This window comes from Amycolatopsis sp. cmx-11-32 (assembly GCF_047608695.1).
Classification (GTDB): domain Bacteria; phylum Actinomycetota; class Actinomycetes; order Mycobacteriales; family Pseudonocardiaceae; genus Amycolatopsis.
Genome location: NZ_JADNQN010000005.1, coordinates 538,825 through 558,543, shown reverse-complemented (window position 1 = coordinate 558,543; position 19,719 = coordinate 538,825). Strand labels below are relative to the sequence as shown.

Below are 19,719 nucleotides of genomic sequence, written 5' to 3'. Positions count from 1 at the left end.
TGGGAGGGGGCTCCCAGCCAGCGGACTTTCCCCTTTAACATGGCGGTATGACGTCGGTGGTCGAGCGGTTGCAGGGTGATGGACCCGTGTTCTCCATCGAGTTCTTCCCGCCAAGGGACACCGCGGACGAGGCCGTGCTGTGGAAGTCGATCCGGGAACTCGAGCCACTGGACCCGGCGTACATGTCGATCACCTACGGCGCCGGCGGCTCCAGCCGCGACGGCACGATCCGCAGTATCGCCCGCGTCGCGACCGAGACCACGCTGGTGCCGATGGCGCACCTCACCGCCGTGAACCACTCGGTCGCGGAACTGCGCAATGTCATCGGCTGGTACGCCGCCGTCGGCGTGCGGAACATCCTCGCGCTGCGGGGCGACCCGCCGGGCGATGTCTACGGCGACTGGGTCCCGCACCCGCACGGGCTCAACTACGCCGAGGAACTCGTCGAACTGGTGCGGTCCCTCGGCGACTTCTGCGTCGGTGTGTCGGCCTTCCCGTACGGCCACCCGAGGTCGGCGAATCTCGAAGCCGACACCGAGTACCTCGTGCGCAAGCTCCGGGCGGGCGCGGATTTCGCGATCGCGCAGCTGTTCTTCGAACCCGAGGACTTCCTCCGCCTGCGGGACCGGGTGGCGGCCACCGGCTGCGAGGCGCTGGTCATCCCCGGTATCATGCCGCTGACCACGCTGCGGACGCTGCACACGTCGATCAAACTCTCCGGCGCTCCCGCGCCGCGGCGGCTCCTCGACCGGCTCGAACCGCTGGCCGACGACCCGAAGTCCTTCCGCGCGGCGGGGATCGACACGGTGACCGAACTGTGCGAGCGGCTTATCGCCGAAGGTGTCCCTGACCTGCACTTCTACACGTTCAACCGGTCCAAGGCCACGCGCGAGGTGGTCAGCAGGCTCGGCTTGGTCCCGGCTCGCGCGTAACTCCGTACCGAATTCGCCCCCCGTCCCGGTAGCGTGCCGGGCATGGCTTCAACCGCGCAAAGTGTGCACCAGATCTGTGAACGGTACGTCGACGAGTACGCGGCGGCCGATCCGGTCACCGCGACGACGTACGGCATCTCCGGATACGACGACCAGCTGACTGACTACTCGCCCGCCGGGTACGCGGCGCGGGCCTCGATCGCCTCCCGCGCACTGGCCGACATCGAAGCGGCCGAGCCACGCGCAGACGGCGAACGCGCGGCCAAGGCGGTCTTCACCGAGCGGATCGGGCTGATCCTGGAGATCCACGAGGCGGGTCTCGACATCGCCGAGCTGAACGTGATCGAGAGCCCCGCGCAGAACCTGCGGATGGTCTTCGACCTCATGCCCGCCGAGACCGAGTCGGACTGGGCGACCATCGCCGCCCGCATGGCCAAGATTCCCGACGCGCTCGACCAATATCGCGTGTCGCTGCTCGCCGCCGCCGACGCGGGCCACGTCTCGGCGCTCCGCCAGGTCGGCAAGGTCGCCGAGCAGGCCGAGACCTGGGCGGGGCTCAAGGAAGAGACCGGGTTCTTCACCGCGCTGATCTCCGGTGCGAAGGGCGTGAGCGCGGAGCTTCGCGCTGAACTCGAGCACTCCGCCCGCGCCGCGCAGGAGGCGTACGCGGAGTTCGCCGGATTCCTCCGCGCCGAGCTCGCCCCGCGGGCGCCGGTCAAGGACGCCGTCGGCGCCGAGGTGTACCAACTGTGGTCCCGGGTGTTCACCGGAGCCACCCTCGACCTGGACGAGGCCTACTCCTGGGGCTGGGCCGAGTTCACCCGCATCGAAGCGGAGATGCGCGAGGTCGCCGGCCGGATCAAACCCGGCGCCACCCTCGCCGAGGCGGCCGCCGTCCTCGACGCCGATCCGAAGTACGTCGTGCGCGGCCGGTCGGAATTTCAGGCCTGGATGCAGAATCTGTCCGACAACGCGCTGAAGTCGTTGCGCGGCAAGCACTTCGATATCTCCGACCAGGTCATGGAGCTGGAGTGCAGGATCGCCCCGCCCGGCGGCACGGTCGGCGCGTACTACACCGGCCCGAGCGAGGACTTCTCCCGCCCCGGCCGCATGTGGTGGTCGCTGCCGCAGGGCCGGGAGGAGTTCACCACCTGGCGTGAGGTCAGCACCGTCTACCACGAGGGCGCTCCGGGCCACCACCTGCAGATCGCGACCGCCGTCGACCAGTCCGAGTCGTTGAACAAGTACCAGCGGCTGCTGGCGTTCACCTCCGGGCACGCCGAGGGCTGGGCGTTGTACTCCGAGCGGCTGATGGAAGACCTCGGGTTCCTCGCCGACGACGGGGAACTGTTCGGCATGCTGTCCGAGCAGCTGTTCCGCGCCGCGCGCGTGATCGTCGACATCGGTATGCACCTGGAATTGGAGATCCCGGCGGGCACCGGCTTCCACGAGGGCGAGCGGTGGACGCCCGAACTCGGCCTGGAGTTCATGCTCACCCGGACCGTCACCGACCCGGCCCACGTGCACGACGAGATCGACCGCTACCTGGGCTGGCCGGGGCAGGCGCCGTCGTACAAGCTCGGCGAACGCCTCTGGCTCGCCGCGCGCGACGAGGCCCGTGCCCGGCAGGGCGACGCCTTCGACATCAAGCAGTTCCACACGCGGGCGCTGGCGCTGGGCGGGATGGGGCTGGACACGCTGCGGGAGATGCTGGCCGCGCTGGACTGAGCCCGCTCTCGCTACTCGTGCGGGCGATCGCGCCACGGCGGAAGCTGTGACGAAGGTCGCGTTCATAGTGAATCTGCTGTGAACGCGTCCTTCATCGCAGCCTTTCATCCGTCGTGGGAGCGTCGGCCGAGGAGTATGTGAAGGGCGGCCTTCCCCGCATGACACGCGGTGAAGGGCGCTTTCCCCGTATCGCACGCGGTGAAAGTCCCCTTCAGCCCGCTACAAGCCCGCAGACCGCAAAGCACGTGCGCACGCCGCCCCTCCTTGCTACGTTCCCTCCGTGCACCGGATCTTTCTCGTCACCCCACCCCCCGCCTCCTGAGCGGGGTGTGCCTGGCCGCGCGGCGTTCCAGCCGCCCGGCCGATCCGTGATGCGCTGAAAGCACCCCGCGTCGTCGAAGTCCCTTCCGACAGACACAGACGCAGGAGCGTTTTTCCCATGTCCCTTGCCGTACCCACGCGCGCCCGATCGTCGGCCGCACTGGTCCTCGCCGGCGTCCTCTGGGGAACCGGTGGCCTCGCCGGATCCCTGCTCGCCTCCCGCGCGGGACTCCATCCGCTGAGCGTCGCCGCGTACCGGCTGCTCGTCGGCGGTCTGATCGCCACCGGCTACCTCTGGCTCACCGGAGGCCTCCGCGGCCTTCCCCGCACACCACCGGCCCGCCGTCGCCTTCTGGTGGTCGGCGTGCTGTTCGCCCTCTTCCAGACCAGCTATTTCGCCGCGGTCTCGCTGAGTTCCGTGAGCGTCGCGACCATGACCACCATCGGCAGCGCCCCCGTGCTGCTCACCGTCGCGACGGTCGTCAAAACCCGGCGCTTGCCCGGGGCGTGGACGCTGGTGTCCTTGGCCGGTTCCCTCGTGGGACTCGCGCTGCTGCAGTGGACGCCGGGGCAGCAGGCCGACCTCGCCGGCGTGCTGTTCGCACTGGTCGCCGCGGCCGGGTTCGCCGCGCTGACGCTGGTCACCGCGACCCGCGTCGAGGGCCTGGATCCCTTGCCCACCACCGCTTTCGGCTGCCTGATCGGCGGCGCGGCGCTCACTCCCGCCGCGCTGTGGTTCGGGATGGCCGTGCCGCCGCAACCTGGCGTGCTCGCGCTCGTCCTCTACTTCGGTGTCGTGCCCACGGCGCTGGCGTACGCCGCGTACTTCCGCGGCCTCGAAAGCGCGCATCCCGTGCTGGCCGCGTTGTCCGCCCTGCTCGAACCGCTGACCGCCGCCCTGCTGTCCATGGTCGTGCTCGGCGAACGGCTCGGCGCCGTCGGCTGGTGCGGCGCGGCGGTGCTGATCGCCGCGCTCGCCGTCGCCTACTCCAGGCCCTAGTCGCTGCCGGAGTGAGCCTGTTCGCGGTCTTCGCGCACCGCCTGGATCACGAAGCCCATCGAACAGACTTACTCCGGCAGCGCCTGGAGCGGCAGCGTCCGGCCGAGGATCGCGAACGGCCGAGGATCGCCGGCGAAGTGGTAGTCCCGCAGCACATCGACGAAGCCGACCCGCCGGTACAGGTTCCAGGCCCGGCTGGTGCCCTCCGGCGTGGAAAGGAGGACGTGGGCGCTGGGCACGCCGTCGAGCAGCCGTCGCAGGAGATCCTCGCCGATCCGCTTCCCCTGGCTCGCGGGGCTGACGTGGATCTCGGTGAGTTCGAAGTAGTCGGTCATCCAGTGCTCGGTGGCGGCCTGGCCCTCGCGGCGGGTCAGGCCGTGGCGGACCTGCTCATGCCACCACTGGCCACCGCGGCCCTTGTAGCCGTAGGCGAGCCCGAGCAGGACGCCGTCCGCGTCGAGCGCGGCCATGCAACGCCAGCCTTCGCGCAGCGCGTGCGTGAGCCACATCGGCGCCCGTTGTTCCGCCGTGCCTTCTGGGTAGCGCATGGCGTCGACGTAGATGGTCAGCGCCTCGGGGAGCCGGGCGCGGAACTCGTCCGCGGACAGCTGGACGTAACGGGTGCATTCCGAGGACATCGCGGTCACGGGCGCCCATCCTGCCCGCCGCCCGCGACGGCCGCGGGAGTGCCCCCGGTCAGCGCGACGAGCCCGTCGAACGTCGTGGGGTACACCGACTTCGGATGCCCGGCGGCGGCCCAGACGACGTCGTGGGCGCGCAGCGCGGTGTCGACGACGGTGGTCAACGCCGTCGGATGCCCGACCGGCGCGACCCCGCCGATCGGCTGCCCGGTGTGCTCGCGGACGAAATCCGCGTCCGCCTTGCCGACCTCGTCGGCGCCGGTCAGCGAGGCCAGGAGCGCGGTGTCGGCGCGGTGCGCGCCGGAGGTCATGGCGAGCAGGGCGGTCTCGGAGCCGCTGGTACGACTGCGGAACACGAGGCTGTTCGCGATCGCGCCGACCTCGACACCGAGCGCTTCGGCGGCTTGCGCGGCCGTGCGGACTTCGGCGGGGAGGATCCGGATCCCGTCGGCGGCGGCCTGCTGACCCGCCTCCGCGAGCGCGGCCGCGACCTTGGCCACCGAGGGGTGGCCGGACTGGTCGATGGTGCTCATGAGCCTATGAGATCACGTGGCCGATCCCGTGTCCCGCACCACATGCGGCGATCACCCGGCTACGGGGTCGAGGCTGCCGGGGTTGAAGAAAGGGGCGCTTCAGGGTTACATTGGTCTTGTTCGAACAGACGTTCGACATTCGGTGAGCGCGCACCGGTAGGTGTCCGGAGCGGGGGCGGGGGAAGCGCCTCGGCGCCGGGCACCGGCCGGCGCTCACGTACAGGAGGAGGGTCGTCATGTCCGTTTCGGTCGTGTCCCCCGACGAAGCCAAGAGGCCGGGTGGCGCCGCACAGCCCGCCCTGCCGATGTCGTTGCGCCCGCCGGCACCACCCGCGGCGGTCTCCTTGTACGCACAGGCAAGGCGTGGCCTTGGCGAAGCAGAGCGGGAGACCGATCCCGCGGAGCGGTTCATCGGGGCGTATCTCGCCGCGCTGCGGGGCGCCGCGGCGGTGCTGGAGGCCCGCGGGCGTCCGCACCGAGGCCGCGCCCGGCCGGCGAGCGGCTGGGTGCTGCTCGAATCGGTCGCACCCGAGCTGAAGGAATGGGCGGTGTTCTTCGCGGCCAACTCCGCGACGCGGGCCGCGGCGCAGGCCGGGATCACCGGCAAGGTCACCGTCGAAACGGCGGACGAGCTGGCGCAGGCGGCCTCGGTGTTCCTGGAACTGGTGCGCCGGGTGGTACACGGGCTGTCGATGGGTGACGGGGCGTATGTGGCCTAGCGAGCAGGGTCTTTCAAAGCGCGCTTTCGAATTTCTGAGGCCTCCGCCCGAAAAGAAACACACGTGCGTGTCCTCACCTGACCAGCCGGCTTCGGTTTGAGAGACACGTTCCATGTCACCACGGAGAGGGGGTGCCCGATGGCCGGGCAGGCCATGATCGACCAGGGCAGGTTCCTGGAGGTGATCGGCGCCGAGACCGAGCTGATGGCTCAGGTGGCGCACACCGCGTCCGCCGACGCGCCGGTCCCGACCTGCCCCGGCTGGACCCTCGGCGAGGTACTCAGGCACGTGGGCAGCGTGTACCGGGTCACCCGGCGGTGGATCACCGACGGGCGGCGTCCCGAACACTGGCAGCGCAAGCCAGGGCCGGGGCAGACGCTGGAGGAGTACTTCCGCGAGGGCCGGGACGAACTCGTCGCCGAACTGTCCGCGCACGACGCGGACGAACTGGCGTCGACCTGGTGGCCGGCGGACCGCAGCTACGGGTTCTGGCGGCGGCGCATGGCGCACGAGGCGACGATCCACCGGATCGACGCGGAGAGCGCGGCCGGACGGGACGTTTCGGAGATCCCCGAAGACGTGGCACTCGACGGGATCGACGAGGCACTGGCGCTCTGGTTCGGCCAGCGGCTGCCGTTGCTGGGGCTGTCCGGCACCAAGACCGGATCGGTCGGCGTGCGCACCGCGGGCCACAACTGGATCGCCAGAGCCGGACCCACGGAAACGGTCGCCTGGCGTTGCTCGGCCGAGGATGCCCAGCGCGCGGACGATCTGGTCACCGGCAAGCCGGACAAGATCTACCGCTGGCTCTGGGGAAGAGCGGGTCCGACGGCGGTGACGGTCAGCGGAGACCAGGACATGGCGGGACAACTCTGGGCCCTTTTGCGGCTCGCGACCCGATGACCGGTCGGTGGGGAAGCCAAACCGGTCAGAAGTGTCGGTGGTTCCGGCTAGATTCACCGGTGTGACAGCGCGCCTTATGAACCTGGTCTTCGACTCGGCCCTTCCCAGAGATCTGGCGGGTTTCTGGGAAGGGCTGTTCAGCTGGGACGCCCCGTTCCAACCGGCCTTTCGCTCCGAGCCGGGGCCCAAACAGGGAAAGAACCGGCTGCACCTGGACCTGGCGAGCCGTTCGCCGGAACACCAGGCCGAACTGGTGGACCGTGCGCTGTCCCTCGGCGCACGGCACGTCGACGTCGGCCAGGGCCCGCCGGAGGAGAAACGGGTGCCGTGGGTGGTGCTGGCGGATCCCGAGGGTAACGAGTTCTGCGTCCTCGAGCCCCGCGAGCAGTACGCGGGCACCGGCGCGATCGCTTCGGTCGTCACCGATGCTCGCGATCCGGAGCGGCTCGCGCGATTCTGGTCGGCCGCGCTGGGCTGGAAGATCAGTGTCCGCGAGGAGGCGATCGTGGGCCTGCGGCCGCCGGACGGCCGCGGCCCTTGGGTCGAGTTCCTGGCGTCCCGAGACGAGAAACAGCACCGGAACCGGCTGCGATTCGAGATCGCGCCACGGCGAGGCGGTAGCCGGACGGCCGAAGTCCGGCGCCTGCGGGAACTCGGCGCGACAGGGCTGGGTGCTGAGGCGATGGTGGACCCGGAGGGCAACGAATTCAGCGTGCTCACACCCCGCTGAGTGTTTCGCCTCGGTTGTTTCGTCCGAGTTGCGTGACGGCGCCGAACGCTGACCTGAGCGAAACATCGGCGCCGTGGGCAGGCAACAACCGGCCGGGACCGTTGAGGCCATGGAGACCTACCGAGTCCGGCCCACCCAGGTTCATCCCGGTGAAGAGACGGCGACAGCGTCCGCCTGGCGGGTCAGGGTCCGCGTGGACGACCGGCCGGGCACCCTGGCCAGGATCGCGATCCGGCTGGCCGACCTCGAGTGCAACATCCTCGGGCTGTCGGTGCTCCCGGTTCCCGGCGGCGTGCTCGACGAGATCGTCCTGCGCCCGGCCGCCGGCCTGCCGCGGCAACTGCTCGTCGACACGCTCCGCGACGAAGGTTGCGAATGCTCAGCCGTCATCGACGCCGATCTGGCCGAACTGGTCGATCCTGCCACCGCGACGCTCGCCTCGGCCAAGAGAGCGGTCGAGGAGCCAGGTGGCCTCGCGGAGGTGCTCCGCGGGGTTCTCGCGGCCGACGTCGTCACGAAGGTCCCGTCGATCGAGGCGAACCCGGCCCGCACTGAGGGCGGGCACCGGGCGGTGTTCCCGGCAGGGGACGGCGTCGCGTTCGTCGCGCGCCGCCGGTGGTCGCCGTTCGTCGAACTGGAACTGAGCCGGGCCGTCGCGCTGATCGGCCTGATGACCGCCGTCCGTGACAACGTGACCGGGCCGATCGTGCTCGACCGGCCCGATGGTGTCGCGATCGTCCTGCGGAAGGGCGTTCCCGGTGACGCGGAGGCGGTGTCCGCGCTGCACCAGAGATGCTCGATGACGACGCTCTTCCACCGCTACCACACGGGGATGCGTGCCGTGCCGCGTCGCTGGCTGCACCGGCTGCTGATGCCGCCGCGCGGAGTGAGCCTGCTCGCGGTCTGCGGCCGTGACGTGATCGGTCTCGGCCAGTTGATCCCGTCGGCCGACGGCGGCGCGGCCGAAGTCTCACTCCTGGTCGAGGATTCCTGGCAGCGACAGGGCATCGGCACGGCCTTGCTGACCCGGCTCGCCGTCCTCGCCACCGCCACGGGGGAGCGCGAACTCGCCGCCGTGTGCCTGCCAGGCGACGACTCCCTCTGCCGCACCGCCGCCCGCGTGGGGCTCCGCCCCGAACGCGTCCCCGGCGACTCCGGCACCCTGCGCTTCGCTCTCGCCACCCCCCGCGTTTAGTCCTCTAGTTGCGGTAGTTCGCACCCCCAACTACCGCAACTAGAGGACTACTTGCGGTAGTTCGGAACGCGAACGATCGCAACTAGAGGACGAAACGCGGGGGAGGGGTCAGCGCTTCCAGAACCAGTCTTTGCCGCGGGCCTCGCCCAGTGCGCGCTTCTTGCGCTCGGTGGTGAGCCTGTCCAGATAGAGCTTGCCGTCGAGGTGGTCGATCTCGTGCTGCAGGCACTGCGCGAGCACGTCGACGCCGTCGACCTCGATCGGTTCGTTGCGCAGGTCGACGCCGCGCACCACGGCACGCTTCGCGCGGACGACCGGGAACCAGAGTTCCGGCACGGAAAGGCAGCCCTCGCCGATCTCGTGCGTCTCCTCGGACAGTTCGGCGATCTCCGGGTTGATCACGTACCCGGTCAGCCCTTCGACGTCGTAGCTGAACACCCGCAGGCCGACCCCGATCTGCGGTGCCGCGAGACCCGCGCGCCCGGCCGGTTTCACCCCGTCCATCAGGTCGGTGACCAGCGACTCGATCTTCTTGTCGAAGGTCGTGACCGGGTCGCATACGGTCTTGAGCACGGGATCCCCGAAGTAGCGCAGGTCGCGCATCACCATGTTCGAACGTCCTTCTCCGCTGGCTTGAGCGGCAATTCTAGGCCCGCAGGCGCAGCCCCTTCGGGGTCGCCCGGAATCCTGCCTCCTGAAGCACCGACGAAAGCTCCGAGGTGAGCGCCACCTCGCCGTCGGCCTTCTGCACCGCCAGCTGGCCCAGCCAGCCCTCCCGCACCGCCGCGGACAACGCTCGCGCGGCCGAACGCAAGGTCTCCTGATCCTCGGTGAAACTCAGCAGCGACCGGCCGCCGCGTTCGACGTACATCGCCGGGACACCGTCCACGAGCACCGCCAGCGCGCCCGCTTTCCTTGCCGGTCGGTGCTTCGTGTCGCCCGTCGCGGCAGGCCACGCCAACGCGGCGCCGTAAGGCTGCGCCGGGTCGGCGGCGGCGAGCACGACCGCCCCTTCCTGGGTGGTGCGCTGGTTCCCGGACTGCGCGCGCAGCCTGTCGACGGCGCCCTTCGCCGCGAACTGCGCGGCACCGAGCCCCTCGACCACGTAACCCCGGACGACCTGACCCGAGTCCTCCATCCCGCGCAAAACCTTGTAGATCCCGGAAAACCCGCCCGTCACCCGCTCGGTGTCGAGCGCACCCCTGGTGAGGACACCGTGCCGCTCCAGGAACGCCTCCGTCCGCGCCAGCGCGCGCCTGGTCGGATCCGCTTCACGCCCAGGGGTCAGTGCCCAGCGGCCCGCCACCGTCGGCGGACCGGTGCGCGACGGCATCGACGGCCGTCCGGCCCGGAGCCGCGCGTACCGGCCTCGAGGAGCTTGCCGCCGGGGTTTGTGCGCCGCGCCCGAACCGGAGACCTGCGCCCGCAGCGGGCCCAGCGTGTCACCGGTGACCAGCCCGGCCCACACCAGATCCCACAGCGCGGCAACGACTTCGCCGTCGTTGGGCGGGGTTTCGACCAACGGTGACGCCCGGTCCACGAGCTGACGGAAGAACTGCGCCCCACCCTCCAAAGTGGACAGGATGGCCGCGTGGAGCGGGCCGGAAGGCAGATCGTCGTCGAGGTCGGGCAGCAGCAGATCGGCGACGTCCGTTGGCGCGAGCGCCAGCCAGCCGTCGCCACCGGACAGGGAACCGCAGCCGCACCAGGTGACCTCGCCCGCCGTGGTCAGTTCGTCGAGCAACGACGGTGTGTAGCCGGGCAGCCTGCTCGGCAGGATCAGCGACTCCACCGCGCTGGCCGGGAGCGGAGCGCCCGCCAGTTGCTCGACAACGGACAGCACGTCGTCCGCCGTCGGCGCGGACCGCACTCGCGCGCCGATGCCGTGCCAGGACGGCAGGAACCGGCCCAGTGCCGCCGGTTCGACCGGCTCGACCTCGGCCCGCAGCCGCGCCAGTGACGCCCGCCGGAGCCTGCGCAGCACCGACGCGTCGCAGAACTCCATGCCGACGCCGTGGGTCTCCGGATGCCCGACCGGGCTCAGCTCACCTCGGACCAGCCTGGCTTGCGAGGTCATTCTGTTGAGCGCATCGGTGACCACGGCCGTTCCCAGCCCGAAGCGTTCGGCGGCCTGCCGGGCGCTGAACGGACCACGGCTGCGGGAATAGCGGGAAAGCAGATCGCCGACAGGATCCTCGACGGGTTCGGTGAACGCCTCCGGCACGCCGACCGGCAGCGCCGTGCCCAGCGCGTCCCGCACCCGGCCGGCGTCCTCGATGGCGATGAACCGTTCGCCGCCGCCGATGCGGACCCGGATCACTCGCCGCGCCGACTCCAGTTCCTCCAGCCATTCCCGTTGGATGCCCCGGGCGGCGGCCTCCTCGATCGAGAGATCTCCGAGGAACCGCAACAGATCCGCGGCCTCCTCGGCGTTGCGGGCGTGCCTGTCGGGATCGAGCCGTTGCAACGAGCGCTCGACTTCGGCGACGACCTCGGCGTCGAGCAGCTCCCGGATCGCCTCGGTGCCGAGCAGTTCGGCCAGCAGCGTCGAATCGAGCGCCAGCGCCGCCGCGCGCCGTTCCGCGAGCGGGGCGTCCGTCTCGTACAGAAACATTCCGACGTAGCCGAACAGCAGGCTGCGCGCGAACGGCGACGCCGATGGCGTCTCGACCTCGACCAGCTTCACCTTCCGCGACCGGACGTCGGCCATCAGTTCGCGCAGCCCGCCGACGTCGTACACGTCCTGCAGTACTTCCCGCATCGCTTCCAGCACCACGGGGAACCGCTCGTACTTGGCCGCCACCGAAAGCAGTTGCGACGCGCGCTGCCGTTGCTGCCACAGCGGGGTGCGACGGCGCGGATCCCGGCGGGGGAGCAGCAGCGACCGCGCCGCGCATTCCCGGAACCGCGCGGCGAACACCGCCGAGCCGCCGACCTCGGCGACGATCAGCTGCTCGACCTCCTCCGGATCGAGCAGCACGTCGTCGACGCCGATGGTGATTTCCGAGCCCTCGGAGTCCAAAGCCTCCGGCAGCCGCAGCACGATGCCGTCGTCGGCATGCGCCACCTGCGCGTCGACCCCGCGGTTCTCCCGCAGCCGGGCCGCGATCGCGAGCGCCCACGGCGCGTTCACCTGGGCGCCGAACGGGGAGTGCAGGATGACCCGCCAGTCGCCCAGTTCGTCGCGGAACCGTTCCAGCAGCACGGTCTTGTCGTTCGGGACGTGCCGCGTGGCCGACTTCTGCTCTTCCAGATACCCCAGCAGGTTGTCGCACGCGTACTCGTCCAGCCCGGCGACGGCCGCGCGTTCCCTGGCCGCGGCGGGGTCCGAAGTGGACAGTTCGCGGACGAACGCGCCCAGCGCCCGCCCCAGTTCCAGCGGACGGCCAGGGGCGTCGCCCTTCCAGAACGGCATCCGCGCGGGCTCGCCCGGCGCGGGCACCACGATCACCCGGTCGTGGGTGATGTCGGTGACCCGCCAGGAAGAGGTGCCGAGCAAAATCGTGTCCCCGACGCGGGATTCGTAGACCATCTCCTCATCGAGTTCGCCCACGCGCGACCCGGGTTTGCCGTCGCTACCCGGCGTCATCACGGTGAACAGGCCGCGGTCGGGGATCGTGCCGCCGGAGGTCACCGCCAGCCGCTGCGAACCGGGACGGCCGTGCAGTTCGCCGCTGACCCTGTCCCAGGTGATCCGGGCGCGCAGTTCGCCGAACTCCTCGCTCGGATACCGGCCGGAGAGCATGTCGAGCACCGCGAGCAGCGCGTCGTCCGGCAGGGAGGCGAACGGCGCCGCGCGGCGGGCGAGGGTGGCCAGTTCGTCGACCGTCCACGATTCGAGCGCCACCATCGCCACGATCTGCTGCGCGAGCACGTCCAGCGGGTTTCGCGGGTATCGCACCGCTTCGATCGCCCCGGACGCCATCCGTTCCGCGACCACCGCGCACGAGACGAGGTCGCCACGGAACTTCGGGAACATCACCCCGGTCGACACCGCGCCGACCTGGTGCCCGGCCCGGCCGACCCGTTGCAGCCCCGAGGCCACCGTCGGCGGCGCCTCGATCTGCACGACGAGATCGACCGCGCCCATGTCGATGCCCAGTTCCAGCGAGGACGTCGCGACGACGCAGGCGAGGCGGCCCGTCTTGAGTTCCTCTTCGACGTGGGTGCGCTGCTCCCGGGACATCGATCCGTGGTGCGCCCGCGCGATCACCGGCGCCGCGCCCGTGGTGAGCCCGGACTGGCCGATCGCTTCGGCCGGATACCGCTGGTCCGGCTCCAGTTCGGTCTGTTCCGCGACGAGTTCGTTGAGCCGCGCCGTCATCCGCTCGGTGAGCCGCCGCGAATTGACGAACACGATCGTCGATCGATGCGCCTGGATCAGTTCGAGGACCCGCTCCTCCACGGCGGGCCAGATGGACGGCCTTCGCGGTGTGCCGTCGATCTCCTCCAGCGAGCCGGGCAACCGGGCGAGGCCCGCGTCGAGGTCCTCGTTCTGCTTCGGCCCCTGTGGACCGTCGAGATTGGACATGTCCTCGACCGGGACCTCGACGCGGACTTCGATCGTCTTCGCGAGCTTCGGCTGGACGATGGTGACCGGCCTGCCGCCGGCGAGGAACGAGGCGACCTCGTCGATCGGCCGGACCGTCGCCGACAGCCCGATCCGCTGGGCGGGTTTCTCTAGGAGCGCGTCGAGCCGCTCCAGTGACAAGGCCAGATGCGCGCCGCGTTTACCGCCAGCGACCGCGTGCACCTCGTCGATGATCACCGTCTCCACGCCGCGCAGCGAATCGCGCGCGGAGGAGGTGAGGATGAGGAACAGTGACTCCGGCGTGGTGACCAGCACATCTGGTGGCGTCTTGCCGAAGGAACGGCGCTCGGCCGCGGTGGTGTCGCCGGTGCGCATGCCGACGCCGATGTCCGGCACCGGCAGTCCCAGCCGCCGTGAAGCCTGTGAGATACCCGCCAGCGGGGCCCGCAGGTTGCGCTGGACGTCGACAGCCAGCGCCTTGAGCGGCGAGACATAGAGGACGCGGCAGCGCTTCCGCGGCTCGTCAGGCGGCGGCTCGACCGACAGCCTGTCCAGCGCCCAGAGGAACGCCGACAGTGTCTTACCGGACCCCGTCGGAGCCACGACCAGGGCGTGTTCCCTCGCGTACGCGGCACGCCACGCCCCCTCCTGCGCGCGGGTGGGCGCGGCGAAGGCCCCGGTGAACCAGTCCCTGGTCGCGGGGGAGAAGAGGTCGAGTACGTCTGCCACGCCCTCCATAGTGCGCCCGGCCACCGACAGTTTCGCTCGGCGCCTGTGACACGGCACCCGGTCGGGGAGGAGTTCGGCGGGTTCCGCACGTACGGTGACCTCGCTCATGGGAGCATCACCGCCAGCGCGGCCGGATCGGTACTGGGGCGGCCGCCGTTCGTCTGTGAAGGGGAAAGAGCTGTGCGGATCCTGTCGGTGGACCTCGGTACGTCCAACACCGTGGCCGTGCTTTCGGCACACGGAAGGCCGCCGCGGGTGGTCGAGGTCGACGGTTCGGCCAACATGCCATCCGCGGTGTTCGCCACCGAGGACGGCACGATCATGGTCGGCCGCGACGCCGAACGCCGTGCCCGCCTCGACCCGACCCGCTTCGAGCCCAACCCCAAGCGCCGCATCGACGAGCAGACGCTCCTGCTGGGCACCGACGTCATCCCCGTCACCGAGGTGCTGGCCGCGATCCTGCGCCGCGTCCTCGACGAGACCACCCGCCAGCTCGGCGGCGAACTGCCCGAGGAGGTCCGGCTCACCCACCCCGCGCAGTGGGGCCAGACCCGCCGCAACGTGCTCCTGTCCGCCGCCCGGCTCGCCGGGATGGGCGGCAACCTGGTGCTCGTGCCCGAGCCCGTCGCCGCCGCCGCGCACTTCGCGTCGTTCCCCGGCAAGACGCTCGCGCCCGGGCAGGCGCTCGCCGTGTACGACCTCGGCGCCGGCACCTTCGACGTCGCCATCGTCGGCGCGACCCCGAACGGTGGCTTCACCGTCGTCGCCGAAGACGGCCTTCCCGACCTCGGCGGCCTCGACGTCGACCAAGCGCTGCTGGTGCACGTCGGCCGTGAGGTCTCGCACAAGGATCCTCAGCGCTGGCAGCGGGTTCTGCGGCCGGAGTCCACTCCGGACCGTCGTACGCGGCGCGCGCTGCAGGAGGACGTGAAGGCGGCGAAGGAGGCCCTTTCCCGGCACCCGCAGACCGAGGTCCCGATGCCGGAGCCGTTCGAGGACGTGCTCGTCACCCGTGGCGAACTCGAGGCACTGGTGCGGCCGTCGATGCTGCGCAGTGTCGAGCTGATGTCACGGGTGGTCCGCTCGGCGGGGATGACCCCTGACCGGCTCGCCGGTATCTACCTCGTCGGCGGTTCGAGCAGGCTTCCGCTGGTCGGCAGCCTGATCGCGGAGAAGCTCGGCGTCGTCCCCGGCAGCCTCGACCAGCCGGAGACCGCGGTCGCGCTCGGCGCGCAGCACGTCGCCTCCGACGGCATCAGCAGTCGTACTCAGGGTGTCGAAGGGCAGGTCGCGGCCGGAACCGGCGCGTACCAGGTCGGCCCCGGCGCCTCGGGTCCGTACGCGCCGCCGCAGCAGGTCGCGTCGATCCCCGGTTACCAGAACGGCGGACCCGGCCAGTCCGGCGGTTTCCCGCAGTCGGGCTACCCCAACAGCGGCCCGCAGCAGGTGCAGCAGCAGCCCGCGCCGACGAACTTCCCGACGTACTCCTTGGCCGGGCAGGCCACCGATGACAAGGCGCCCGCGAGCAAGAAGAAGCCGCTCGTCATCGGCGCCATCGCGGCCGTCGTCGTGCTGATCGCCGCCGGGCTCGTGTACTTCCTGACGTCCTCGTCGGTGACCACCTACACGGCGAGCGACTGCAAGACGCCCAGCGCGGCCGACGACAAGGGCCTCACCGGCTGCCTGCGCCAGCTAGCCGGGAAGATCGCCGACACCGGCGACTGCAAACCCGGGATGGGCAACGGACCGGCGAAACCGGCCGAGGAGCTCGGCGTGACGTCGACCTGCTCCGCGCCGGGCCGCGCCGGAACCCAGGTGACCTATCTTCAGAGCGACTCCGCGGAGAAGCTCAAGGCCTACACCGACGGGCTGCTCAAGTCGGCGGGCGGGGATCGCACCGAGGCCAAATGGGCGGGTAACGCCCTGGAAGGCCAGTACTCCTCGGCCGCCGGGCGGAACGCGGCCGTCCTCGTGTTCACCGTCACCGACCGGCCGCTGGTCGGTTTCATCTACCAGGTCCCGGCCGAAGGACAGAACCCGACGCCGGGCGAACTGGCCGACTACTTCGAAAAGAGCGTCCAGCCGGGCGAGTAGATAGCGGCTTCACGTGTTTCGGAAGGTGGATCTCGTCGGGCGGCCGCGACCGAGGTCGCCCGCGCTAAGTGACGCGAAGGGGTCTTTTCCCGCGTGTGATGCGGGGAAAGCCCCCTTCGTCCCGGTGACCTGCTGGTCTTTGAGCGGGTAGGTCGCGGTGGCGCGTTTTGGTGATCGGCGGGGTGAGTGAGGCTCAACCGCGTGAAGGGGCCTTCACGCGTTCCGAGCCGAAGGCCGGTCTAGACTTCCCCCGATGCGTATCACGGTCTTCCGGCGGCTCATGGCCGACGAATTCGGTCCCGGACGTGCGGAAACCCTCTCCAGGGATCACGTCTTCGGCGAACTCGGGGGACAGACCGTCGAGCAGGCCCTCGACGCGGGAACCTCGGCCAAGGACGTCTGGCGGGCGGTCTGCGACGCCTTCGAGGTGCCGTCGGAGCGGCGCTGACCTCGGCGAAGGGCAAGAAAGTCTAGCGCAAGGCGTGTCGGTCACGGTCTCGAACACACGTTCGTCTAGGGTGTTGTCCACAACGGGGTCAGCGATCCACAGCTTGGGCGCGAGGCCTGGAATTGTCGGTGGTCGCCCGTAGCGTCGGACCCGACAGCTCAGAACAGAACAAGCCCTACCCGGCTCAACAAACGAGGTGGACTCCATGGCACCAGCAGCACCCGACAAGGACAAGGCGCTCGAACTGGCCCTGGCCCAGATCGACAAGCAGTACGGCAAGGGCTCGGTCATGCGCCTCGGCGAAGAGGGCCGTGCCCCGATCGCCGTCATCCCCACCGGTGCCATCGCGCTCGACGTCGCGCTCGGGATCGGAGGCCTGCCTCGCGGCCGGGTCATCGAGATCTACGGTCCGGAGTCCTCCGGTAAGACCACCGTCGCGCTGCACGCGGTCGCCAACGCGCAGAGGAACGGCGGCATCGCCGCGTTCATCGACGCGGAGCACGCGCTGGACCCGGAGTACGCCAAGAAGCTCGGCGTCGACACCGACGCGCTGCTGGTCTCCCAGCCGGACACCGGTGAGCAGGCGCTCGAGATCGCGGACATGCTGATCCGCTCCGGCGCGCTCGACATCCTGGTCATCGACTCGGTCGCCGCACTCGTGCCGCGCGCCGAGATCGAGGGCGAGATGGGCGACAGCCACGTCGGTCTCCAGGCCCGGCTGATGAGCCAGGCGCTGCGGAAGATGACCGGTGCGATGAGCAATTCCGGCACCACCGCGATCTTCATCAACCAGCTGCGCGAGAAGATCGGCGTCATGTTCGGCTCCCCGGAGACCACGACCGGTGGTAAGGCGCTGAAGTTCTACGCGTCGGTCCGCTTGGACGTCCGCCGGATCGAAACGTTGAAGGACGGCGGCGAGCCCGTCGGTAACCGCACCCGCGTCAAGGTCGTGAAGAACAAGGTCGCCCCGCCCTTCAAGCAGGCCGAGTTCGACATCCTCTACGGCAAGGGTATCTCCCGTGAGGGTTCGTTGATCGACATGGGTGTCGACCAGGGCATCCTGCGCAAGTCCGGTGCTTGGTACACCTACGAGGGCGACCAGTTGGGCCAGGGCAAGGAAAACGCCCGCAAGTTCCTGCTGGACAACCCGGACATCGCCAACGAGATCGAGAAGCGCATCAAGGAGAAGCTCGGTATCGGCGCCGTCGTCGACGCCGAAGCCGCCCCGGCGCCGGTCGACTTCTAAGGAGAGTGGGTTTGCGAGCGCCCAAGGTGGATCCGGCGGAGCTGCCGCCGGACGAGCGGAGGAAGAAGGCCAAGGAGATCTGCTTCGATCTCCTGGCCGCGCGCCCGCGCTCCACGGATGAACTACGTCAGGCTCTCAAACGCAAGGGCTTCGACGAGGAGACGACGGAGTCCCTGCTCGGTAAGCTGGACCAGGCAGGGCTCATCAACGACGCCGAGTTCGCCGAGATGTGGGTTCGGTCCCGTCATGCCAACATGGGTCTGTCGCGGAATGCCCTCGTGACCGAACTCAAACGCAAAGGAATCGATGGGGATATCGCCGTCCAGGCCGCCGACGAGGTGGACCGAGAGGCAGAGGAGCAGCGGGCCCGAGAGCTGGTACGGAAGCGCATGCGCTCCTTGGGCAACGTTGACGAGCAGACGGCGATCCGTCGCTTGCTGGGCTTCCTCGCCCGCAAGGGCTATCCCCAGGGGCTGGCCTACACCGTGATCCGTGACGAACTCCGCGAGTTCGGCGCCGAAGCGGCACTGCTGGACGACGCCGCCCTCGACTGAATCACTCGATACCCGAGTCACCCTTCACCTGAGCTGCTCACCGGCCGGGCGGGCCACTTGCCCGCCGGTCGGTGTTTTGCTGTCCGATCGAGGATCTGACCAGCGTCGAGGTGACCGATCAGGAATCGAGAAGCACCGGACGCCCGCTCGGAAATAGCTTTACCGGCATGAACCTCATCGACGCCATCACCCTCGAAGTGGCCGACACCGCGGCCGCCGAACGCTTCTACGCCACCGCCTTCGGGCTCGGCACCCAGCTTCGCCTGCGGACCGCGCAAGAGCCGACCAGCGGCTTCCGCGGCTACACCCTGTCCCTCACGGTGTCCCAGCCCGCCAACGTCGACGCCCTGATCGAAACCGCGCTCGCCGCCGGTGCGACGGCGATCAAACCCGCCGCGAAATCGATGTGGGGTTACGGCGGCGTCGTCCAGGCCCCGGACGGTGCCCTCTGGAAGATCGCCACCTCGGCGAAGAAGAACACCGGACCCGCCTCCCGCGAGATCGACGACATCGTGCTCCTGCTGGGCGTCGCCGACGTGGCCGCGAGCAAGAAGTTCTACGTCGAGCACGGCCTCACCGTAGGGAAGAGCTTCGGCCGCGTGTACGTCGAGTTCGAATCCGGCTCGAGCCCGGTCAAGCTGGCGCTGTACCGGCGCAAGGCCCTGGCCAAGGACGCCGGCGTCACCCCGGAAGGCACCGGCTCGCACCGCATCGCGATCTGCGGCGCCGCCCCGTGCACCGACCTGGACGGGTTCGCCTGGGAGACCTCCGCTCTCGCCGCCCAGTCCTGATGTGCCGCTACCGGATGCCCCCGCTCGTCGCCTACCAGGGAGAAAACACCATGAGCGTCACGTACGAAGGATTCACGGCCGAAGAAGAGGCCGCGATGAAAGAACACGCCCAGGACATGAGGAAGGCCGCGCGCCGCGGTTCGAGCGCCGGCAAAGCCGCGGCGGCGGAGCGGGACGTGGTCGCGAAGATCGCCGAGATGTCCGACGAGGACCGGCTATTGGCCGAGCGGGTCCACGCCATCGTGAAGGCCAACGCCCCGATGCTCGCGCCGAAGCTCTGGTACGGCCAGCCCGCCTACGCGCTGGACGGCAAGATCGTCTGCTTCTTCCAGGGGGCGGCCAAGTTCAAGACGCGTTACGCGACTCTTGGTTTCAACGAAGAGGCCCAGCTGGACGACGGTGCGATGTGGGCGACCAGTTTCGCCTTGGTCAAGATGACGGCCGCGGTGGAGAAGCGCATCGCCGCCCTGGTGAAGCAGGCCGTGAGCTGAGCCGCGGATGAACTTCGGTCCGGAGCCGGATATCGGCGCCGCGTCCGAACACGACACCTTTGCCGGACACCTCAATTGCCCGAATCACAGGCCGGAGTGCGAGTGGCAAGTCACTTTAACGCTCGATTGGCCA

At 69.8% G+C, this 19,719-nt stretch carries 17 protein-coding genes; 13 read left to right on the top strand and 4 right to left on the bottom strand.

Going from position 1 to position 19,719, the window contains the following annotated elements; all coding sequences use genetic code 11:
• Positions 1-47 precede the first annotated feature (47 nt).
• The 3 genes from metF to ACM6LR_RS18830 all read left to right on the top strand — a co-directional run bounded on the left by metF (position 48) and on the right by ACM6LR_RS18830 (position 3,981).
• Positions 48-932 (top strand): methylenetetrahydrofolate reductase [NAD(P)H], encoded by an 885-nt coding sequence (gene metF / locus ACM6LR_RS18840; RefSeq protein WP_414937284.1) that lies wholly within the window; start codon positions 48-50, stop codon positions 930-932.
• 42 nt (positions 933-974) lie between these two features.
• A complete protein-coding gene (locus ACM6LR_RS18835) occupies positions 975-2,660 on the top strand; it encodes a DUF885 domain-containing protein (RefSeq protein WP_414937285.1) in 1,686 nt (561 codons plus the stop codon).
• Positions 2,661-3,099: 439 nt separating this feature from the next.
• Positions 3,100-3,981 carry a DMT family transporter gene (locus ACM6LR_RS18830; RefSeq protein WP_414937286.1) on the top strand — a complete coding sequence of 294 codons (882 nt, stop codon included), beginning with the start codon at positions 3,100-3,102 and terminating at the stop codon, positions 3,979-3,981.
• Positions 3,982-4,049: 68 nt separating this feature from the next.
• Here the strand turns inward: ACM6LR_RS18830 and ACM6LR_RS18825 are convergent, their stop codons facing one another.
• Both ACM6LR_RS18825 and ACM6LR_RS18820 read right to left on the bottom strand, forming a co-directional pair.
• Entirely contained in the window at positions 4,050-4,628 is a 579-nt protein-coding gene (locus ACM6LR_RS18825; protein ID WP_414937287.1) for a GNAT family N-acetyltransferase, read from the bottom strand.
• On the bottom strand, positions 4,625-5,155 hold the full coding sequence (locus ACM6LR_RS18820) for a YbaK/EbsC family protein (protein ID WP_414937288.1): 531 nt from the start codon (positions 5,153-5,155) through the stop codon (positions 4,625-4,627). The genes ACM6LR_RS18825 and ACM6LR_RS18820 overlap by 4 nt, the downstream gene beginning before the upstream one ends.
• 236 nt (positions 5,156-5,391) lie before the next feature.
• On the opposite strand from ACM6LR_RS18820, the gene ACM6LR_RS18815 reads away from it, so the two are divergent.
• The 4 genes from ACM6LR_RS18815 (at position 5,392) to ACM6LR_RS18800 (ending at position 8,702) form a co-directional block, all read left to right on the top strand.
• Entirely contained in the window at positions 5,392-5,874 is a 483-nt protein-coding gene (locus ACM6LR_RS18815) for an SAV_6107 family HEPN domain-containing protein (protein WP_414937289.1), read from the top strand.
• 138 nt (positions 5,875-6,012) lie between these two features.
• Positions 6,013-6,777, top strand: coding sequence for a maleylpyruvate isomerase family mycothiol-dependent enzyme (locus ACM6LR_RS18810; RefSeq protein ID WP_414937290.1), 765 nt, complete (start codon positions 6,013-6,015; stop codon positions 6,775-6,777).
• A 61-nt stretch (positions 6,778-6,838) separates the two neighbouring features.
• Complete coding sequence (locus ACM6LR_RS18805; RefSeq protein ID WP_414944196.1) at positions 6,839-7,507, top strand: VOC family protein; 669 nt, start codon at positions 6,839-6,841, stop codon at positions 7,505-7,507.
• 109 nt (positions 7,508-7,616) lie between these two features.
• Positions 7,617-8,702 carry a GNAT family N-acetyltransferase gene (locus ACM6LR_RS18800; RefSeq protein WP_414944195.1) on the top strand — a complete coding sequence of 362 codons (1,086 nt, stop codon included), beginning with the start codon at positions 7,617-7,619 and terminating at the stop codon, positions 8,700-8,702.
• Positions 8,703-8,810: 108 nt separating this feature from the next.
• On the opposite strand, the gene def is transcribed toward ACM6LR_RS18800, so the two are convergent.
• Together def and ACM6LR_RS18790 are read right to left on the bottom strand one after the other, a co-directional pair.
• Positions 8,811-9,311, bottom strand: coding sequence for a peptide deformylase (def, locus tag ACM6LR_RS18795; protein ID WP_414937293.1), 501 nt, complete (start codon positions 9,309-9,311; stop codon positions 8,811-8,813).
• Positions 9,312-9,348: 37 nt separating this feature from the next.
• Positions 9,349-13,971, bottom strand: coding sequence for an ATP-dependent helicase (locus tag ACM6LR_RS18790; RefSeq protein WP_414937935.1), 4,623 nt, complete (start codon positions 13,969-13,971; stop codon positions 9,349-9,351).
• A gap of 171 nt (positions 13,972-14,142) precedes the next feature.
• On the opposite strand from ACM6LR_RS18790, the gene ACM6LR_RS18785 reads away from it, so the two are divergent.
• From ACM6LR_RS18785 to ACM6LR_RS18760, 6 genes are all read left to right on the top strand, one after another.
• Positions 14,143-16,056: an Hsp70 family protein gene (locus tag ACM6LR_RS18785; RefSeq protein ID WP_414937936.1), complete on the top strand. Its 1,914-nt coding sequence runs from the start codon at positions 14,143-14,145 to the stop codon at positions 16,054-16,056.
• Between the two features lie 253 nt (positions 16,057-16,309).
• A complete protein-coding gene (locus ACM6LR_RS18780) occupies positions 16,310-16,504 on the top strand; it encodes a DUF3046 domain-containing protein (protein WP_414944194.1) in 195 nt (64 codons plus the stop codon).
• A 205-nt stretch (positions 16,505-16,709) separates the two neighbouring features.
• A complete protein-coding gene (recA, locus tag ACM6LR_RS18775; protein WP_414937295.1) occupies positions 16,710-17,750 on the top strand; it encodes a recombinase RecA in 1,041 nt (346 codons plus the stop codon).
• A gap of 26 nt (positions 17,751-17,776) precedes the next feature.
• A complete protein-coding gene (locus ACM6LR_RS18770) occupies positions 17,777-18,304 on the top strand; it encodes a regulatory protein RecX (RefSeq protein ID WP_414937938.1) in 528 nt (175 codons plus the stop codon).
• Between the two features lie 167 nt (positions 18,305-18,471).
• Positions 18,472-19,095 carry a glyoxalase gene (locus tag ACM6LR_RS18765; protein ID WP_414937296.1) on the top strand — a complete coding sequence of 208 codons (624 nt, stop codon included), beginning with the start codon at positions 18,472-18,474 and terminating at the stop codon, positions 19,093-19,095.
• A 50-nt stretch (positions 19,096-19,145) separates the two neighbouring features.
• The gene (locus ACM6LR_RS18760) at positions 19,146-19,586 is read left to right on the top strand and encodes an iron chaperone (protein ID WP_414944193.1); all 441 of its coding nucleotides are present in this window, start codon (positions 19,146-19,148) and stop codon (positions 19,584-19,586) included.
• The last annotated feature ends 133 nt before the right edge of the window (positions 19,587-19,719 follow it).